This is a genomic window from Aeromonas sp. 3P (assembly GCF_051919745.1).
Taxonomy (GTDB): Bacteria; Pseudomonadota; Gammaproteobacteria; order Enterobacterales; family Aeromonadaceae; genus Aeromonas; species Aeromonas veronii.
Genome location: NZ_JBQBED010000001.1, coordinates 1,123,853 through 1,139,092, shown reverse-complemented (window position 1 = coordinate 1,139,092; position 15,240 = coordinate 1,123,853). Strand labels below are relative to the sequence as shown.

Sequence of the window (15,240 nt, the reverse complement as noted above, 5' to 3'; positions counted from 1 at the left end):
GTTGGCGTAACCGCTGACTTGAGTAACAGAAGGGGGAGCAAGGCTCCCCTTTTCAATATTTGGCATCCTGTCTTCAGCGCTGCAAAGTTGCACCATTTACGGCATACCTTGCCACTCATCGCCGAAAATTCAGCTCCTTCGCTACTTTAAAGAAGTTTCTACTGGTCTTACCTGAGTAAATCTCTTTGCTTTTTATTTAACAAGGCATTTACATCTAGGTGTCACCAGCATCGGTGACGCTCACAACGGCAAGGAGCCAGTTATGACCCATGTCGACATCCCTTTCCTTCGTTACCTCGATGCGGAAGGGTGCCCGGTCGCCACCTTACCGACCTGGCTGGACAAGGCGATACTGCACACCTTCTACCGCAATATGGTGATGGTGCGCAGCTATGACAAAAAAGCGATTGCGCTGCAACGAACCGGCAAACTCGGTACTTTTCCCTCCCATCTCGGCGCAGAAGCCGTGGGGATTGGCATTGGTCTGGCCATGCAGCCGCAGGATGTCTACGTCCCCTACTATCGGGACATGCCCACCCTCTATGTGCGTGGCGTGCCGATGGAGAAGAACTTGCAATATTGGGGTGGGGACGAGCGGGGCAGTTATTTTCTCAAACCCGATGGGACTCCCTCTGAAGATCTCCCCATCTGCGTCCCCATCGCCACCCAGATCACTCACGCCTGCGGCATTGCGTCTGCCTTCAAACTGCGTAATCAACCGCGCGTCGCCGTAGTCACCATCGGCGACGGCGGCACCTCCAAGGGGGATTTTCTGGAGGGGCTTAACTGCGCCGGTGTCTGGCACCTGCCGATGGTCATCATCGTCAACAACAACCAGTGGGCCATCTCGGTGCCGCGCAAGCTGCAATCGAGCGCCCCTACGCTGGCCCAGAAGGGTATTGGCGCCGGGGTACGCAGCCTGCAGGTGGATGGCAACGATGTGGTCGCGGTCTACGATGCCGCCCGCAGTGCCGTCGAACGGGCCCGCAGCGGCAAGGGGCCGACCCTGATCGAGGCGGTCAGTTATCGCCTCGGCGATCACACCACGGCCGACGATGCCACTCGCTATCGCGATGGGGCCGAGGTCGAGGCAGCCTGGGCGAAAGAGCCTGTCAAGCGGCTGCGCCAGTTTATGCATAGCAAAGGCTGGTGGGATGAAGAGCAGGAGCAGAGCCTGCTGGCGGAAGCCACCCGGGAGGTAGAGCAGGCGGTCGCCCGCTATGAGGCGATGGCGCCCCAGCCGCCGGAGGCGATGCTCGATTATCACTACGCCAGCCTGCCCGCCGAACTCGTGCCCCAGCGCGAGCGAGTAATTGCCAAAGGGATGAAGCAGGAGGTTGGCCATGAGTGAGATCAGTTTGCTGGAAGCGGTCAACATGGCCCTTCACTACGAGATGGAGCACGACCCGGATGTGGTGGTACTGGGTGAGGATGTGGGAGTCAACGGCGGGGTGTTTCGCGCCACCGTGGGCCTGCGCGACAAGTTCGGTTTCAAGCGGGTGATCGACACGCCGCTCGCCGAGGGATTGATCGCCGGGGTGGCGGTCGGTATGGCCACCCAGGGGCTCAAGCCGGTGGCGGAGTTCCAGTTTCAGGGTTTCATTTTCCCCGGGATGGAGCAGATCATCTGTCAGGCGGCGCGGATGCGAAACCGTACCCGTGGCCGTCTCTCCTGTCCCCTTGTCTATCGCTCCCCTTATGGCGCGGGCATTCACTCGCCGGAACACCACAGCGAGAGTGTCGAGGCGCTGTTTGCCCATATTCCGGGGTTGCGGGTGGTGATCCCCTCCAGCCCGAGACGCGCCTATGGCCTGCTGCTCTCGGCCATCCGCGATCCGGATCCCGTGATGTTTTTCGAACCGGATCGCATCTATCGCTCGATGAAATCCGAGGTGGTGGATGACGGTGTCGGCTTGCCGCTGGATGTCTGCTTCACCCTGCGCCCGGGCCGGGATATCACGATAGTGGCCTGGGGGGCCTGCATTCAGGAGGTGATGCGGGCGGCGAACCTGCTGGCCGAGCAGGATATCCAGTGCGAGGTGCTGGATCTGGCCACCATCAAGCCGTTGGATATGGAGACCATCCTCACCTCGGTACGCAAGACCGGCCGGTTGCTGGTGGTACACGAGGCGTGTGGCAGCTTCGGGGTCGGGGCCGAAATTGTGGCGCGGGTGACCGAGCAGGCACTTCCCTGCCTCAAGGCGCCGCCCAAGCGGCTGACCGGCGTGGATGCCGCCGTCCCCTACTATCGCAACGAGGCGTATTACCTCATCACCGAGCAGGATATCGCCGATGCCGCTCACCAGCTGATGGAGAACCAGTGGCTATGAAATTTTTCAAATTACCGGATCTGGGTGAAGGGTTGGCCGAAGCCGAGATCGTCGAGTGGAAGGTGAGTGCCGGTGATACCGTCGCGGTCGATCAGGTGCTCTTGTCGGTGGAAACGGCCAAGGCGCTGGTGGATGTACCCTCTCCGGTAGCCGGGGTGATTGCCCGTCTCTGCGGCGCCGAGGGGGATATCCTCCATATCGGTGCGCCGCTGGTGGAGTTCGAGGGAGGGGAGGATGATGGCACCGTAGTGGGCAAGGTGAGCGCCCATCAGCAGCATATCGAGGATCACTTCGTGGTGGGGGCCATTGCCCCGGGTGGCGCGCTGGTGCAAGCCATGCCTGCCGTGCGCCTGCTGGCACAAAAACTGGGTCTGGATATCGACCGGATCAAGGGAAGTGGCAGCGGCGGCATGGTGACCGAGCTGGATGTGCAGCAGGCATTCGAGGCCCAGCAGAGCAGTGGCAACGAATTCCTCAAAGGGTCGCGGAGGGCCATGGCCAAGGCGATGGAGCTCTCTCATCAGACTGTGGTGCCGGTCAGCATCACCGACGAGGTGGATTTGCGTCATTGGCGTCCTGATGAGGATGTGACGGTGCGCCTTATCAAGGCCATTGGCGTGGCGTGCCGCGCCGAGCCCTCGATGAACGCCTGGTTTGATGGTGAAACCCTGTCACGGCGGCTGTTCAAAGAGGTCAATGTGGCCATCGCGGTGGATTCAAAGCATGGCCTTTATGTGCCGGTGATGGAGAACGTGGCCGAGCGGGAGGGAGCGGATATCCGGCAGGGGCTGGATCGGATGATCGCCGATGTGAAGGCGCGCGCCGTGCCGCGCGAGATGTTGCAGGGGGCGACCATTACGCTCACCAACTTCGGCGCCATCGCAGGCCGCTATGCCAGCCCCATTGTCACGCCGCCGCAGGTGGCTATCATTGGGGCTGGCAAATTGTTCGAAAAAGTGGTGTTCATCCATGGTGAAGCGCGTCCCGTCAGGGCATTGCCGCTGTCGATGACATTTGACCACAGAGCCTGCACCGGCGGCGAGGCGGCTCGTTTTCTCAGAGCGCTGGTCGAAGCGTTGGAAGCAGCCACCTTATAACGGTTTGTGCCCTGTCATTGGCAGGGCACAAATTTGTTTGCGTAATCTACAAAGCCACGTATAATCCAAACCAGCTTGAAAGGGCGATAGTTATGTCAATGAATACGATGTTTCACATCTTGTCCTGTTGTTCATAAGTTAATCCCGTTTTTTGAGCTTTACCCGCTGAAAAGCATAAGTAATTATTTTGAATACAGGTTTAAAAGATATGTCTAACATGATCACCGGTACCGTTAAGTTTTTCAACGAAACCAAAGGTTTTGGCTTCATCCAGCAAGAAAACGGCCCGGACGTTTTCGTTCACTTCAGCGCCATTCAAGGTAACGGTTTCCGTACCCTGGCTGAAGGTCAGCGCGTACAGTTCTCTGTGACCCAAGGTCAGAAAGGCCCGCAGGCTGAGAACGTAACCGCTCTGTAATTCTTACAGAATTTAAGAAAGCCGTGGTACCTATGGTGCCACGGCTTTTTGTTTATATGGCTTCTGCTACTGACTCCCATGTGCTGAATCATGTTGCTATCGCTCCTGCTTGCTGCCACCTTGACTCCGACGTCCGATGCGCCGGTACCGGTTCAATCCGCGATGGAAGCGCAGGTGATCTGCCAGCAATTTGTCCAGGTTCGAATAGGCGCTGCGCTGCAACCCGATGAGGTAAATGCGCGACTGATGCCTGAAAGGGAGGGGGAGTGGCTGGTGGATGGCAAAGTAAAAGGACCCGAAGGTCCTTTGCTGTTTGCCTGTCATCTTCACCAAGGGAAGCGCTGGGAGCTACTCAACTTTTCCCTCTGGGCACCACAGCCGGTCAAAGCGGTTTGAGTGCGACCAGCAGATGTTGCAGGTGTTCAACCATGGTCATGCCAAACGGGGTGAGATAGCCGCCATCTTCTGCGCTGATGAGCCCCTGTTGATGCAGACGGGCTGCCGCTTGGCACAACTCTTCAGACATATCGCTGCGTAATTTAATCCCCAGGCTCATGTTGGCCGGATCAAAGCATGCCAGTATTTTCAAATCGTTCACGAATTCGTTAGAAACCTGGTCGATCCCAATCATGGATTTACTCCTTACGCTAAAGATGTATGCAAACTAGCATCCCCGGATCCACTTTAGTGGGCGCTGGCTCAAATTATTGATCTTTGGCTGGATGCTGTGTTTCAAATGCTGTTTTTTTCGGCGTAATCAGATGGTTGGCTGACAGCTTCGCCAAGGGCCGAGCCGGACCAAACGTGGTAGGATAGGGCACTTCTTTATATCGGACGGTCTATTGGTGGCTGTTCGCCCTGTTCAAGGTATCGCTCATGGTCAAGATCACTCTGGTATCCCTGCTGCATTCACTTTGTACCCGCTTTCCGGTTTACCCCGCTGCTTCGTTGACCTCCCTGTTGGATGCCTATCAGGGCGAGGTGTGGTTACCTGCACGCAAGGGGGCCGACATTGCACTGTTACGCAAGCATGCCAATGGGGCTCATGAGCTGGCGTCACTCGATGCGGGCTGGTGTGATTTTGCCGCCAGCGACAGCGGTGATACACCCGAGCTGGATGCGCTGGCCAACTACGACAGCGAGATGATGGATAACCTGCTGATGTACTGGCACTGCGCCGCCAAGATCAACAGCCCGATCACCGATAACCTGTTCGAGCTGCGTCGCGAAGTGGTGGATGAAGCCCACGGTGCTAAACTTGCTGCCGCCTGGGAGCAACAGCAACAGCAGCGTTTTGAGCAGCTGATGGCGATGGCGGCCAATGGCCGGGATCTGCTCTGCTTTGTCGAAGTGGAGTCCGCCTACTGGCTGCGGCAAAAGCTGAGCGAGCAGCCTGATGTAGAGCTGGTCACCCCTGCGCTGTAAAAGGGGCAATATGATGGCTGGCGGTCTCGCTATCGAGGAGGCTGCTCTATCCTTATTGGCGTCATTGCCTTCCCCATCCGGTGCCAAGGGGCTGCAAGCTGGACAAGCTGACGACAAGATGTGAACATGGCGCCCTTTATCGAGAGAGAGACTTGGCCAATGAGCTATGAACTGAGCGACACCGAGCGCAATGCCGCGCTGCAACTGAACGCTGATTACCGTTACGATCACTTCATCAGCAAGCTGGTCGAGCATGAAGAGCTGTTCGTCCTGACTGACGAGCATGGCGTCATGATGCTGACCACCGACGATGAAGATTGCATCCCGGTATGGCCGCACCCGGAGTACGCCAAGGCGTGGGCCGAAGGTGAGTGGGCCGATTGCAAGCCGCAGTCCATCACCCTCAAGGTGTGGCTGGAGCGCTGGGTTGACGGTATGGAGCAGGACGAGCTGTGTGTTGCCGTGTTCCCGACCCCGGATCAGGAAGGCATCGTACTGGAGCCGGCTGACGTGGCTGACGCCATTGCCGAGAAGCAGGCCAAACGCGGCTGATCACCGAGCTATTCGCAACACCGGTTGCCAACAAAGACCCCGCTATCTGGCGGGGTCTTTTGTTTTAAGGACTTTTGCCGATGGGCTGATGCAATCAGGGCTGGCGATAAGTGGTGTCGATGATAGGCTCGGCCGGGAAAGTCTTGCCACTCTTGATGGCTGCCCTGGTCTCGGATTTTAGCTCTTCATCAATCCATAGCAGACCGCCATAGCTGTAACCGCTGTTGTCGCCCCCAAGAGGCCAGTAAAGCTGCTCGCTCTTGGGTGTTGCAGGTACTTTTGGCAGTTTTATCCAGCGCCAGGCGCCTTCCCGGGTGTAGGGCACCTGATAGGCGGGGACGAAGCTTGCCAGCTCATAGAGCCGCTGCTGGATCTGCCGTGACAGGGCCGCCTTTTTGGCAAAGTCGAACTCCTTGTCATACTGCTCCACCAGAGCCGTGATGGCATCGTCATCGATGTTCATGATGTTGTTGGTCTGGGGCTTGTTGGCGTTGACCTTGTGGAAGAACTCCCAATAGGCGGGATAGCGGCTGCCCGCCCAGGCCATCCAGGCGCTCTGGTGCTTTTTCTCCAGCATCGATTTGAAACCGGCCGATGCATCCATCAGGTTGAGCTCCAGATTAAGCCCCGCCTTCTTGGCCTCTTCCCGCAACAGCGTGAGCCGCTGGGCGTGCTCCGCCGTGGTGTAGGTGATAGCGAGGGTCAGTGACTGCCCCTTGTCGTTTTGCAAAATTCCCTGCGGCCCCACTTTGTTGAAACCGGCTTTGGCAAAGTATTCCCGTGCCAGTTTGGGAGCGAACGGACGGGCCTTGATCTCGCTGTTGGTAAACTCACCCTGACCTGAGCCATAACTGTTGAGTCGCTGGTAATCCCCCCGCAGCAGGGTGGTGAGCATCTTGTCGAGGTTGAGGGCATGCTGGATCCCGAGCCGCACATCGAGATTATTCAGCAGCGGATCGGCGGTGTTGAGATAGAGCCCCATTGGCGATTGCGGGGTCTGGTTGTAGAACCAGGTACGCGCGATATAACCCTTCTCGAACTCTGCAGTTTTGGTCTTGTCGTGCCACCAGTTGGGCATCACCAGCGGGAAGGTGTCGAGATCGCCGCGCAGGAAGTGCTGCCAGGCGATGTTCAGATCCCTGAGCACCTTGATCTCGATCCGCGCAGGATTGAAGCGATGCTGGAAGTAGCGCTCGTCATCCCCCCACCAGTTTTCAATCCGCTTGAAGGTGACCGATTTACCCTTTTTCACCTGATCGATCTGATAGGGGCCGGTGACTGGCAACACCTTCCAGTTGTACTCCTTGACCCAGTTGGCGGTGAGCTTGATGGCGTGGCTCGGCTCCGGGCTGATGGGCAGTGACTCGAGCAGATCCTGGCGGCTCTTTTCGGTGCCGCTGGTGATGGCCAGGGTGTGATCATCAAACTTGGTGATATCGGCTATCTGGGTGCTGTAGTAGTTGTTGTACCAGGGGTCGTTGATCTCTTTGCTGCGCATCATCTTGAGGGTAAAGAGCCAGTCATCGGCGGTGACCGGCTGGCCGTCTGACCAGCGCGCCTTGGGATTGATGCGAAAATAGAGGGTCTTGTTGTCGGCGCCGAAGGCCCACTCATTTGCCAGCATCGGCATGGGGTTGCCGGTAACGGGATGAGTGCTCAGCAGTGGCAGGTTGGTTTCCCGCACGTAACCGGCAAAGCCCCCGTTGGAGTCGGGGCCATATTTGCGCAGGGTCAGGGGGAAGCTGGTCATAAAGGTGCGAAAGGTGCCGCCGCGCTTGGCGGCCGGATCGGCATAGAGAGGATCCTGGTTGTTGCTCTCCCACTTCAAGTCAGCGGGCAGCGTGGCACTCCAGTCAAACGGGCTCCAGCACAGGGTCAGGGTGATGGCGGTGGCGCGAATGATAGGGGGGAGTCGGCGCTCCCCGGCGGTGATGGTCGATGGCATGTCCTTGCTCTCCTGAAGTCTGCTTCCTGCAGATCACGCTCTGATGATGTCAGTCCCGATGGGGACTGGCTCATCATGAAAATTTTATCCTGTCAGGTCAATGAAATAGCGTGAATTAGCGGGCGGCCTAGGCCGCGACGCAGTGCAGGGTGATCCCCTTGGCCGCGATGGCAGTCCGCATGGGGGCGGGCAGGGCATCGTCGGTAACCAGCACGTTGATCTGGCCCGGCGCGCCAAGCTGGCTCGGGTGGATGGCGCCAAATTTGCTGCTGTCGGTGATCACCACATTGGTCATCCCCTTGGCCAGCACACTGTTGACCACATCGGCCCGCATCATGTCGCGGCCAGTGAAACCCATCTCGGGATGAAAACCGTCGACCCCGATAAAGGCCTTGGAGAAGTGCACCTGCTCGATGCAGAGGCGCGTGAGCGGCCCCACCACGCTCTCGCTCTGATGTTGGAACAGCCCGCCGAGCAGCACCACCTGAGCCGGGGTGTCTTTGAGCAGATGGGCGATATAGCTGCTGATGGTGATGATGGTGACCCGTTTGTGCAGGGCCAGATGGCGCGCCAGCATGGCGTTGGCGCTGCCCCCCTCGATAAAGACCGTCTCGCCATCTTCCACCAGCTGGGCGGCCCGCTCGGCGAGGCGCTCCTTGAGCAGGTAATTGATGTTCATCCGGGCATCCGGGTCATCGGTCTCCAGCGCCATGGCCGAGCCGTGTACCCGTCTGAGCAGCCCCTGCTTCTCCAGCGCTGTGAGGTCGTTGCGCACCGTCACCTCAGACACACCTGTGTGTCGGGAGAGTTCACTCACGCTCATCTTGCGAGCTTGATGGACCAGAGTGAGGATCAGTTGGTGGCGTGGATTCATGGTGGGCTCGCATGCAAGGTGGTGGATAGCGGCAAGCCACCCGAGGGTGGCTTGCCAATCATATGATGTCACAGGCGCCATGGGTGCGCCCCGTCAGAGACTGTGCTCGGTGCGGGCGATGATATCATCTTGCGCATCCGGGGATAAGGCGGTGAAGAAGGCTGAATAGCCCGCCACCCGTACCACCAGATCCCGGTACTGATCGGGATGGGCCTTGGCTGCCAGCAGGGTCTCCCGCGAGACGATGTTGTACTGCACATGCCACCCCTTGTGCACTTCGAAGAAGGTGCGCAGCAGGCTCATCAGCTTGGCTTTGTCCCGCTCGTTCTCAAGGCTCGCCGGACTCAGCTTCTGGTTGAGCAGTACGCCGCCGAGGATGGCCGCCGTGGGCAGCTTGCCGATGGAGTTGAACACCGCCGTCGGGCCGAGACGATCCGAACCCGACGAGGGGCTGGCCCCTTCCGCCAGCGGGGTGCGGGCATGGCGACCATCCGGGGTGGCCATGGTGGCGGCACCGAAGGGCACGTTGGCGGAGATGGAGGAGGTGCCCGCATAGTAGGTACCGCCGATGGGGCCACGGCCGAAGCGGGTGTTGTGCAGACCTTTGAGCTCGTCGATGTAGCTCTGGTAGGCCCGCACCAGCAGCAGGTCAACCTCGTCCAGATCGTTGCCGTATTTGGGGGCTGCGTTGGTGAGGCGCTGGCGCAATTGCTCCCCTGCCAGCCCGGTAAAGTCTTGCTCGAGTGCTTCGGCCAGCTCTTGCTGATCCACAATCCCCTGCTCGAACACCAGCTTCTTCAGGGCCGCCAGACTGTTGCCGAGGTTGGCAATTCCCACCTGCAGACCGGAGACCCAGTCATAGACGGCGCCTCCCTCCTTGATGGTCTTGCCACGCTCGATGCAGTCATCCACGAGGGTGCTGCAGAGGATGTCGTGGGCTTGAGCCTCCAGCACGCTGTCGACCACGCAGTCGATCTCGATGGATTTGCGGGTGAAGTAGCGCACCTGCTCATCCCAGCGGGCCATCACCTCGTCAAAGTTGCCAAAGCTCCCGTCTCGCAGCGACTGAGGCTGGGGCAGGAATACCTTGTCGGTGGTGGCATCGCGGCCGCCATCCAGCGCCGCCAGCAGGATGCGGGCGAAGTTGATAAAGCTCATGCCGGTGCAGCGGTAGCCCCACTTGCCGGGCACAGCAGTCTCGATGCAACCGATGGCGGCGTAGTGGTGGGCATCTTCCACACTAACCCCGAGCTTGATGAACTCGGGGATCACCACTTCGTCGTTGTTGAAGGCGGGCATGCCGAAGCCGCAGCGGATCACCTGAATGCAGGCGTCGAGAAAATCCTCGCTCATCCCGGCATGGTAGCGCACCGAGAGGTTGGGCTGAGTTGAACGCAACTGGCCGCAGGACTCCAGAATCACGTAGGAGAGGCCATTGACCGCGTCATGGGCAGTGCCATCCCGCCAGTTCTGGCCGCCGATGGTGACGTTCTGATAGAGCGGGCTGCCGGCGGAGGCTTTGGAGTGGGTTCCGGAGCGGATCTTGTTCACCTCCAGCAACTTGAGCCAGCACCCTTGCAGCAGTTCGATGGCGCGGGGGCGTGACAGGGATTCCGACAGCTCCACCTCGCGGCGATACCAGGGGTAGAGGTACTGATCCATCCGGCCAAACGACACCGAGTGACCGTTGGATTCGATCTGCAGGATGAGCTGGATAAAGTAGCAGAGCTGCAGCGCCTGCCAGAAGGTCTCGGGGGACTGGTGGGTGATATGGGCGCAGTTGAGCGCTATGGTCTCAAGCTCGTTTCGGCGCTCGGGGCGAGATTCTTGTGCTGCCATATCATGGGCAAGTGCGGCGTAGCGCGAGATATGAGCGCTGACCGCATCCAGAGTGATGGCGACGGCGTGCAGGAACTGCTCGCGCTGCAGATCGGCCCAATCCGCCAAATCCAGCCGACTGCGCCGCTCGGCCACCTTGGCCTTGAAGCCATCGAGACCCAGCGTGAGCAGCTGCTCATAGTTGACCGCGAGGTGGGCATCCCCCGAGGTCATGTTTCCCTCGGCCTTGATGATGCCGCTCTCCAGCAGCGCTTTCTGCTCGTCGGTAAAGAGGCCGAAGCAGCGATCCTGCACCGTCTGGCCGCGCCAGAAGGGGGTGAGGGCGTGGATGATCGCCTTGTCGGTTTCGCTGACTGCAAAACCGGCGCCGGGTCTGTCTGCCAGCTCGTCGATCTCCTTCTCAATCCAGTTCACCGTGTACTCAGGAAACAGTGGCGCCGCCCGTACCTGACTGGCCTGATTGCCGACGATCAGCTCGTCGTGCTTGATCCAGATGGTGCGCTCCTTGAGGTGATGGGCCAACGCCAGAGCGCGGCGCACCGGCAGCGGCCGGGCGAGATGAGCCTGATAGGCCTCGGTGTAGTGGCGGGCACGCTCGGTGCAGACCGGTGGCTGAACGATGTGGATCAGGCTCTCTTTGTGGGCGCGGATCCGCGGGCTGAGGGTATTGAGGTCGAGCTGGGTCATGATCTTATCCTCTGGTCACAGGGGTCAGCCCCTGACGTTGGGCGTATGCGTGGGCAAAGCTGAGTAAATCGGGGTCGTCGAGCGGTGTCTCCGGCGCCTGATAGGGCAGATCCAGCAGGGCATATTTGCCCATCCCCAGAGTGTGATAGGGGAGGAAATGGATCTCCTGCACGGTGCCGAGGCTGGCAGCGGTGTCGGTGATGGCTTCTATCGATGCGTGGTCGGCATTGAAGCCGGGAATGAGTGGCACCCGGATCTGCATCGGCACGCCGTGCTCGGCGAGGCGTTTGAGGTTCGCGATGGGCAACTCCACCTTGCCGCGGGTCCAGTGGAAGAATCGTTCTTTATCCACGTGTTTGAGATCCACCAGCACCAGATCCAGTGAGGGGAGGCTTGGCTCAATCTGGTGCCAGGGCACATGGAGGCAGCTCTCGACCGCGGTGTGCAGCCCTTTGGCCTTGCAACGGGCCAGCAGGGCAGCGGTAAAGTCGGGCTGCATAAACGGCTCGCCGCCGGAGAGGGTGACGCCACCGCCGCTGCGCTCGAAGAAGGGGCGATCCCGCAAGATGGTGTCCATCAGGGTGTCCAGGGTTTCATCGCGGCCGCACACCTGCAGCGCTTCGCTGGGGCAGAGGCCGCGTAGCCGTTCCATATCGTCGGCCTTGAGGGCAGAACGACTGAGCTGGATGCCCTCGCTGTCACGCAAGATTGCCGGACAGGCCTGGCAGCAGAGCTGGCATCCCTCGATGCACTGGCGCCGGTCGAGTAGTATGTCCGGCTTGGGAGAGCGGCTTTCCGGGTTTTGACACCAGCGACAGGCCAGCGAGCACCCCTTGAGAAATACCAGGGTGCGAATGCCGGGGCCATCGTGAGTTGAATATCGTTGCAGGTCGAAAATCATACCGCCTCCTTTTGTATTTGCATTCTATTTGCTTTCATTCGAAAGTTGATTTGATTTCGATCAAGCTATTTGCAGATGTTTTATCGCTAGAATGGCGACATATTGAACATCCCGTTAAGGAGTTAGAGATGGAGCTGTATCTCGATACCGCCGATGTGGCGGCAGTGCGTCGCTGGTCACGGATCCTGCCGTTGGCCGGTGTCACCACCAATCCTTCCATTACCGCCGCCGGGGGATTGCCGCTCTGTGAGCTGCTGCCCGCCCTGCGCGACGTGCTGGGCCCCAAGGTGCGCCTGTTTGCCCAGGTGATGGCCAAAACCGAAACCGAGATGGTGCGTGAGGCGTTCGCCCTGCGTGAGCTGGACCCAGATCTGGTGATCAAGATCCCGGTATGCGCAGAGGGGCTGGCTGCCATCAAGAGCCTGACCGCCAACGGCGTGCCGACCCTGGGCACAGCTGTCTATACCCCGCTGCAGGGCTGGCTGGCGGCGGTGGCGGGGGCGGAATATGTCGCGCCCTACGTTAACCGGCTGGATGCTCAGGGGGGCGATGGCATCGCCACCGTGCAGGAGCTGCAACAGCTGCTTGCGCTGCACGCGCCGAACAGCAAGGTGCTGGCGGCGTCATTCCGCACTCCCCGTCAGGCCCTTGACTGCCTGCTGGCCGGTTGCCAGTCCATCACCTTGCCGCTCGATGTGGCGGAGCAGCTGCTGAACGTGCCTGCGGTGGATGCGGCGCTGGTGAAGTTCGATCAGGATTGGCTGCGCGCTTTCGGTCGCTGATCCCGGTGGCAAGCTGATTGCCGTGATTGAGGGGGGAGGGTGAAGAAGCGCGGGTGATGGGGATTGACCGACTAGACTGGAAAGAGGTGGCCACGTTCGCGGGCCGCCCTGCAGTCTACCGGAGGTATCCCATGAGCGACCATCTGCTACTCCCCCATGGTGAAGATTTGCGTCGTGCGGTGCTTTGGCTCAGTGAGCACCACCAGCACGATATCTCTGCCATTGAAGAGGCCAGCCTGCGTTTTGATCTCTCGCCGCTGGATGAGGAGTTTCTGATCCAGCACTGGCTCGACAGCCAGCGCCAATCATGAATATCTGAGGTGAGAGATTTAGAAGAAGTTGGCGAGGTTGATGCCAAACTCTTTGGGGTCGACCGTGTTTTCGATGCTCTCCTGCACCCCTGACTTGGCCAGATCCAGCCACTGTACGTCGAGGTAGTGACGCTGGGTGGCGTGATAGATCACCTTGACCACTGGCTTGAGCGGCTGCTGCTCGTTGCGCTGCATCACGATAGCCAGGCGCTGGTTTGAGAGCTGTACCAGAGTGCCCACCGGATAGACTCCCATGCACTTGATGAACTTGGTAACCAGTTCGGCATCAAAGTGCTGATTGATCCCCTTGAGTAGAATGCGGAAGGCCTGGGTCGGCTGCATACCTGCTTTGTAGACCCGATCTGCAGTGATGGCATCATAGACATCGACGATGCCGCTCATCCGGGTATAGAGGGAGAGCTGCTCCCCCTTGAGTCGCTGCGGGTAGCCGGAGCCATCGAGCCGCTCGTGGTGGTTGGCTGCCACTTCCAGCATGGTGGGGGTGATGCCCGGGGTATTGCTGAGGATCTCGTAACTGTGCACCACATGCTGACGCATGATGGCGAACTCCTCATCGGTCAGCTTGCCCGGTTTGTGGAGCACCTCGTCCGGGGTCATGATCTTGCCCACGTCGTGCAGCAGGCCACCCAGGGTCAGCTCCTTGAGTACGCTGCGCTCAAGCCCAAGATAGCGGCCGAAGTTGGCCAGCAGAATGGCCACGTTCATGGAGTGCTCCATCAGGTAGGCATCCTTGGCGCGAATACGGGCCAGACAGAGCATGGCATCGCCGTGGGTGAACATGGTGTCCACCATCTCTTCGGCGACTTCGGCCAGCGGAGTGATGTCGATGGGCTCACCCGCTTTGAGGTGGCGAATGAACTTGCCTTGCAGCTCGCGCGCTTCCTGATAGAGGCGGCGGATTTTAAGCTCCCGTCCTTCGCCGTTGGCACTGGCCCGGCGCCCTACCTGGGCGCTGTTGGCATTGAGATCGGGGGAGGTAACGGCGTCACTCTCGGCACTGCCCAGCTTGCTGCGGGCCAGATCGATGCGTACCGTGAGCACCCCCTGACGCACCAGATTGGCAATTTGCGCCACGCTGGTCACCAAGCCCATCTGGGCGATCTCCATCCCACCTGTCTGGCTGGCGATAGCAATGACATACATGCCGGGTTTCAGCTGGTTGACGGGAATGACGGGATAGGATGCTTGAGACTTCATGAGGGCTTCCTGACTCTTATTATTATGAGTATCGTTCGGATGGGTCACACCGGAGAAGTGTAACATCGGATGACCAGTTCGTCATAATTGGCAACCCCTTAACAGTGGCGTTGTCGCCCCCGCCCGATATAATGACGCCCCTTTACTTGTTGGACTCCGAGGTTGTGAATGCGGCTTGATAAATTTCTGTGCGATTGTTCCGATTTGACCCGCTCGCTGGCAGGCAAACTGATCCGTCAGGGTGAGGTCATGGTGGATGGCATTGTGGTCAAGCAGCCCGCCTTTCATATCAATGAGCAGAGCCAGATCGAGTTTGACGGCGTGCTGCTGACGCTGGAGCAGCGCAACCGCTATTTCATGCTGCACAAGCCGGAAGGTTACGTCTGCTCCAACGAGGATCCGGATCACCCGACCGTCTTCTTCCTGATGGATGAACCGGCGATGGGCAAGCTGCACGTAGTGGGTCGCCTCGACCTCGATACCACGGGTCTGGTGCTGGTGACCGATGACGGTCAATGGTCCCACCGCATCACCTCGCCGCGCCACGAGTGTGCCAAGACCTATCACGTCTGGCTGGCCGATCCGGTGAGCCCGGATGCAATCGAGCTGTTCGCCGAAGGGGTCTACCTGCGTAACGAGACCGATAAAACCCGTCCTGCCCAGCTGGAAATTCTCGGCGAGTGCGAGGCCCGCCTGACCATCCACGAAGGCAAGTACCATCAGGTCAAGCGGATGTTTGCCTCCATCGGCAACAAGGTCGTTGGCTTGCATCGCGAGCGGGTGGGCGGTTTGACGCTGGATGAAGATCTGGCACCCGGTGAATACCGCGAGCTGACCGCTGAGGAGATTGCCCTGTTCTGA

16 protein-coding genes are annotated in these 15,240 nt (G+C 59.4%); 10 read left to right on the top strand and 6 right to left on the bottom strand.

The annotated features are described in order from the left end of the window. The first annotated feature begins 262 nt into the window (after nt 1-262). The 5 genes from pdhA (at nt 263) to ACTG19_RS05075 (ending at nt 4,241) form a co-directional block, all read left to right on the top strand. Entirely contained in the window at nt 263-1,351 is a 1,089-nt protein-coding gene (pdhA, locus tag ACTG19_RS05095) for a pyruvate dehydrogenase (acetyl-transferring) E1 component subunit alpha (protein ID WP_041209832.1), read from the top strand. Then, a complete protein-coding gene (locus ACTG19_RS05090; RefSeq protein ID WP_371166532.1) occupies nt 1,344-2,330 on the top strand; it encodes an alpha-ketoacid dehydrogenase subunit beta in 987 nt (328 codons plus the stop codon). Before pdhA ends, ACTG19_RS05090 begins: the two co-directional genes overlap by 8 nt. Continuing rightward, a complete protein-coding gene (locus ACTG19_RS05085; protein WP_113738740.1) occupies nt 2,327-3,427 on the top strand; it encodes a dihydrolipoamide acetyltransferase family protein in 1,101 nt (366 codons plus the stop codon). The genes ACTG19_RS05090 and ACTG19_RS05085 overlap by 4 nt, the downstream gene beginning before the upstream one ends. Nucleotides 3,428-3,635: 208 nt before the next feature. Next, complete coding sequence (locus ACTG19_RS05080) at nt 3,636-3,845, top strand: cold-shock protein (RefSeq protein ID WP_005302803.1); 210 nt, start codon at nt 3,636-3,638, stop codon at nt 3,843-3,845. 90 nt (nt 3,846-3,935) lie between these two features. After that, nucleotides 3,936-4,241 carry a hypothetical protein gene (locus tag ACTG19_RS05075; RefSeq protein ID WP_439988817.1) on the top strand — a complete coding sequence of 102 codons (306 nt, stop codon included), beginning with the start codon at nt 3,936-3,938 and terminating at the stop codon, nt 4,239-4,241. Here ACTG19_RS05075 and ACTG19_RS05070 read toward each other — a convergent pair. Next, nucleotides 4,228-4,476, bottom strand: coding sequence for a TIGR02647 family protein (locus ACTG19_RS05070; protein ID WP_005334209.1), 249 nt, complete (start codon nt 4,474-4,476; stop codon nt 4,228-4,230). The genes ACTG19_RS05075 and ACTG19_RS05070 overlap by 14 nt on opposite strands. Nucleotides 4,477-4,721: 245 nt before the next feature. Between ACTG19_RS05070 and ACTG19_RS05065 the strand changes: the two genes are divergently transcribed. Together ACTG19_RS05065 and ACTG19_RS05060 are read left to right on the top strand one after the other, a co-directional pair. After that, entirely contained in the window at nt 4,722-5,270 is a 549-nt protein-coding gene (locus tag ACTG19_RS05065) for a hypothetical protein (protein ID WP_439988815.1), read from the top strand. 159 nt (nt 5,271-5,429) lie between these two features. Beyond that, the gene (locus ACTG19_RS05060; RefSeq protein ID WP_005334204.1) at nt 5,430-5,822 is read left to right on the top strand and encodes a DUF2750 domain-containing protein; all 393 of its coding nucleotides are present in this window, start codon (nt 5,430-5,432) and stop codon (nt 5,820-5,822) included. A 94-nt stretch (nt 5,823-5,916) separates the two neighbouring features. Here ACTG19_RS05060 and ACTG19_RS05055 read toward each other — a convergent pair whose 3' ends face one another. The 4 genes from ACTG19_RS05055 to ACTG19_RS05040 all read right to left on the bottom strand — a co-directional run bounded on the left by ACTG19_RS05055 (nt 5,917) and on the right by ACTG19_RS05040 (nt 12,068). Next, a complete protein-coding gene (locus ACTG19_RS05055) occupies nt 5,917-7,767 on the bottom strand; it encodes an extracellular solute-binding protein (RefSeq protein WP_439988814.1) in 1,851 nt (616 codons plus the stop codon). A 127-nt stretch (nt 7,768-7,894) separates the two neighbouring features. After that, nucleotides 7,895-8,641 carry a DeoR/GlpR family DNA-binding transcription regulator gene (locus tag ACTG19_RS05050; protein WP_113738736.1) on the bottom strand — a complete coding sequence of 249 codons (747 nt, stop codon included), beginning with the start codon at nt 8,639-8,641 and terminating at the stop codon, nt 7,895-7,897. 93 nt (nt 8,642-8,734) lie between these two features. Beyond that, entirely contained in the window at nt 8,735-11,167 is a 2,433-nt protein-coding gene (locus ACTG19_RS05045; RefSeq protein ID WP_113738735.1) for a formate C-acetyltransferase/glycerol dehydratase family glycyl radical enzyme, read from the bottom strand. A gap of 4 nt (nt 11,168-11,171) precedes the next feature. Further along, nucleotides 11,172-12,068: a glycyl-radical enzyme activating protein gene (locus ACTG19_RS05040; protein WP_113738734.1), complete on the bottom strand. Its 897-nt coding sequence runs from the start codon at nt 12,066-12,068 to the stop codon at nt 11,172-11,174. A gap of 128 nt (nt 12,069-12,196) precedes the next feature. Here ACTG19_RS05040 and fsa point away from each other — a divergent pair, with 128 nt between their 5' ends. Both fsa and ACTG19_RS05030 read left to right on the top strand, forming a co-directional pair. Continuing rightward, a complete protein-coding gene (gene fsa / locus ACTG19_RS05035; protein ID WP_113738733.1) occupies nt 12,197-12,850 on the top strand; it encodes a fructose-6-phosphate aldolase in 654 nt (217 codons plus the stop codon). Nucleotides 12,851-12,981: 131 nt separating this feature from the next. Then, the gene (locus ACTG19_RS05030) at nt 12,982-13,161 is read left to right on the top strand and encodes a hypothetical protein (protein ID WP_042057439.1); all 180 of its coding nucleotides are present in this window, start codon (nt 12,982-12,984) and stop codon (nt 13,159-13,161) included. A gap of 18 nt (nt 13,162-13,179) precedes the next feature. On the opposite strand, the gene ACTG19_RS05025 is transcribed toward ACTG19_RS05030, so the two are convergent. Beyond that, the gene (locus tag ACTG19_RS05025; RefSeq protein ID WP_005350638.1) at nt 13,180-14,379 is read right to left on the bottom strand and encodes an HD-GYP domain-containing protein; all 1,200 of its coding nucleotides are present in this window, start codon (nt 14,377-14,379) and stop codon (nt 13,180-13,182) included. 168 nt (nt 14,380-14,547) lie between these two features. On the opposite strand from ACTG19_RS05025, the gene rsuA reads away from it, so the two are divergent. Then, the gene (gene rsuA, locus ACTG19_RS05020; RefSeq protein WP_108542280.1) at nt 14,548-15,240 is read left to right on the top strand and encodes a 16S rRNA pseudouridine(516) synthase RsuA; all 693 of its coding nucleotides are present in this window, start codon (nt 14,548-14,550) and stop codon (nt 15,238-15,240) included.

Excerpts from the sequence above, each read along its gene's own strand:
- fsa (WP_113738733.1), top strand. The coding sequence starts at position 12,197 with ATGGAGCTGTATCTCGATACCGCCGATGTGGCGGCAGTGCGTCGCTGG.
- ACTG19_RS05080 (WP_005302803.1), top strand. The coding sequence starts at position 3,636 with ATGTCTAACATGATCACCGGTACCGTTAAGTTTTTCAACGAAACCAAA.
- ACTG19_RS05030 (WP_042057439.1), top strand. The coding sequence starts at position 12,982 with ATGAGCGACCATCTGCTACTCCCCCATGGTGAAGATTTGCGTCGTGCG.
- ACTG19_RS05070 (WP_005334209.1), bottom strand. The coding sequence starts at position 4,476 with ATGATTGGGATCGACCAGGTTTCTAACGAATTCGTGAACGATTTGAAA.
- ACTG19_RS05060 (WP_005334204.1), top strand. The coding sequence starts at position 5,430 with ATGAGCTATGAACTGAGCGACACCGAGCGCAATGCCGCGCTGCAACTG.
- ACTG19_RS05075 (WP_439988817.1), top strand. The coding sequence starts at position 3,936 with ATGTTGCTATCGCTCCTGCTTGCTGCCACCTTGACTCCGACGTCCGAT.
- pdhA (WP_041209832.1), top strand. The coding sequence starts at position 263 with ATGACCCATGTCGACATCCCTTTCCTTCGTTACCTCGATGCGGAAGGG.
- ACTG19_RS05025 (WP_005350638.1), bottom strand. The coding sequence starts at position 14,379 with ATGAAGTCTCAAGCATCCTATCCCGTCATTCCCGTCAACCAGCTGAAA.
- ACTG19_RS05050 (WP_113738736.1), bottom strand. The coding sequence starts at position 8,641 with ATGAATCCACGCCACCAACTGATCCTCACTCTGGTCCATCAAGCTCGC.
- ACTG19_RS05055 (WP_439988814.1), bottom strand. The coding sequence starts at position 7,767 with ATGCCATCGACCATCACCGCCGGGGAGCGCCGACTCCCCCCTATCATT.
- ACTG19_RS05090 (WP_371166532.1), top strand. The coding sequence starts at position 1,344 with ATGAGTGAGATCAGTTTGCTGGAAGCGGTCAACATGGCCCTTCACTAC.
- ACTG19_RS05065 (WP_439988815.1), top strand. The coding sequence starts at position 4,722 with ATGGTCAAGATCACTCTGGTATCCCTGCTGCATTCACTTTGTACCCGC.
- ACTG19_RS05045 (WP_113738735.1), bottom strand. The coding sequence starts at position 11,167 with ATGACCCAGCTCGACCTCAATACCCTCAGCCCGCGGATCCGCGCCCAC.
- rsuA (WP_108542280.1), top strand. The coding sequence starts at position 14,548 with ATGCGGCTTGATAAATTTCTGTGCGATTGTTCCGATTTGACCCGCTCG.
- ACTG19_RS05085 (WP_113738740.1), top strand. The coding sequence starts at position 2,327 with ATGAAATTTTTCAAATTACCGGATCTGGGTGAAGGGTTGGCCGAAGCC.
- ACTG19_RS05040 (WP_113738734.1), bottom strand. The coding sequence starts at position 12,068 with ATGATTTTCGACCTGCAACGATATTCAACTCACGATGGCCCCGGCATT.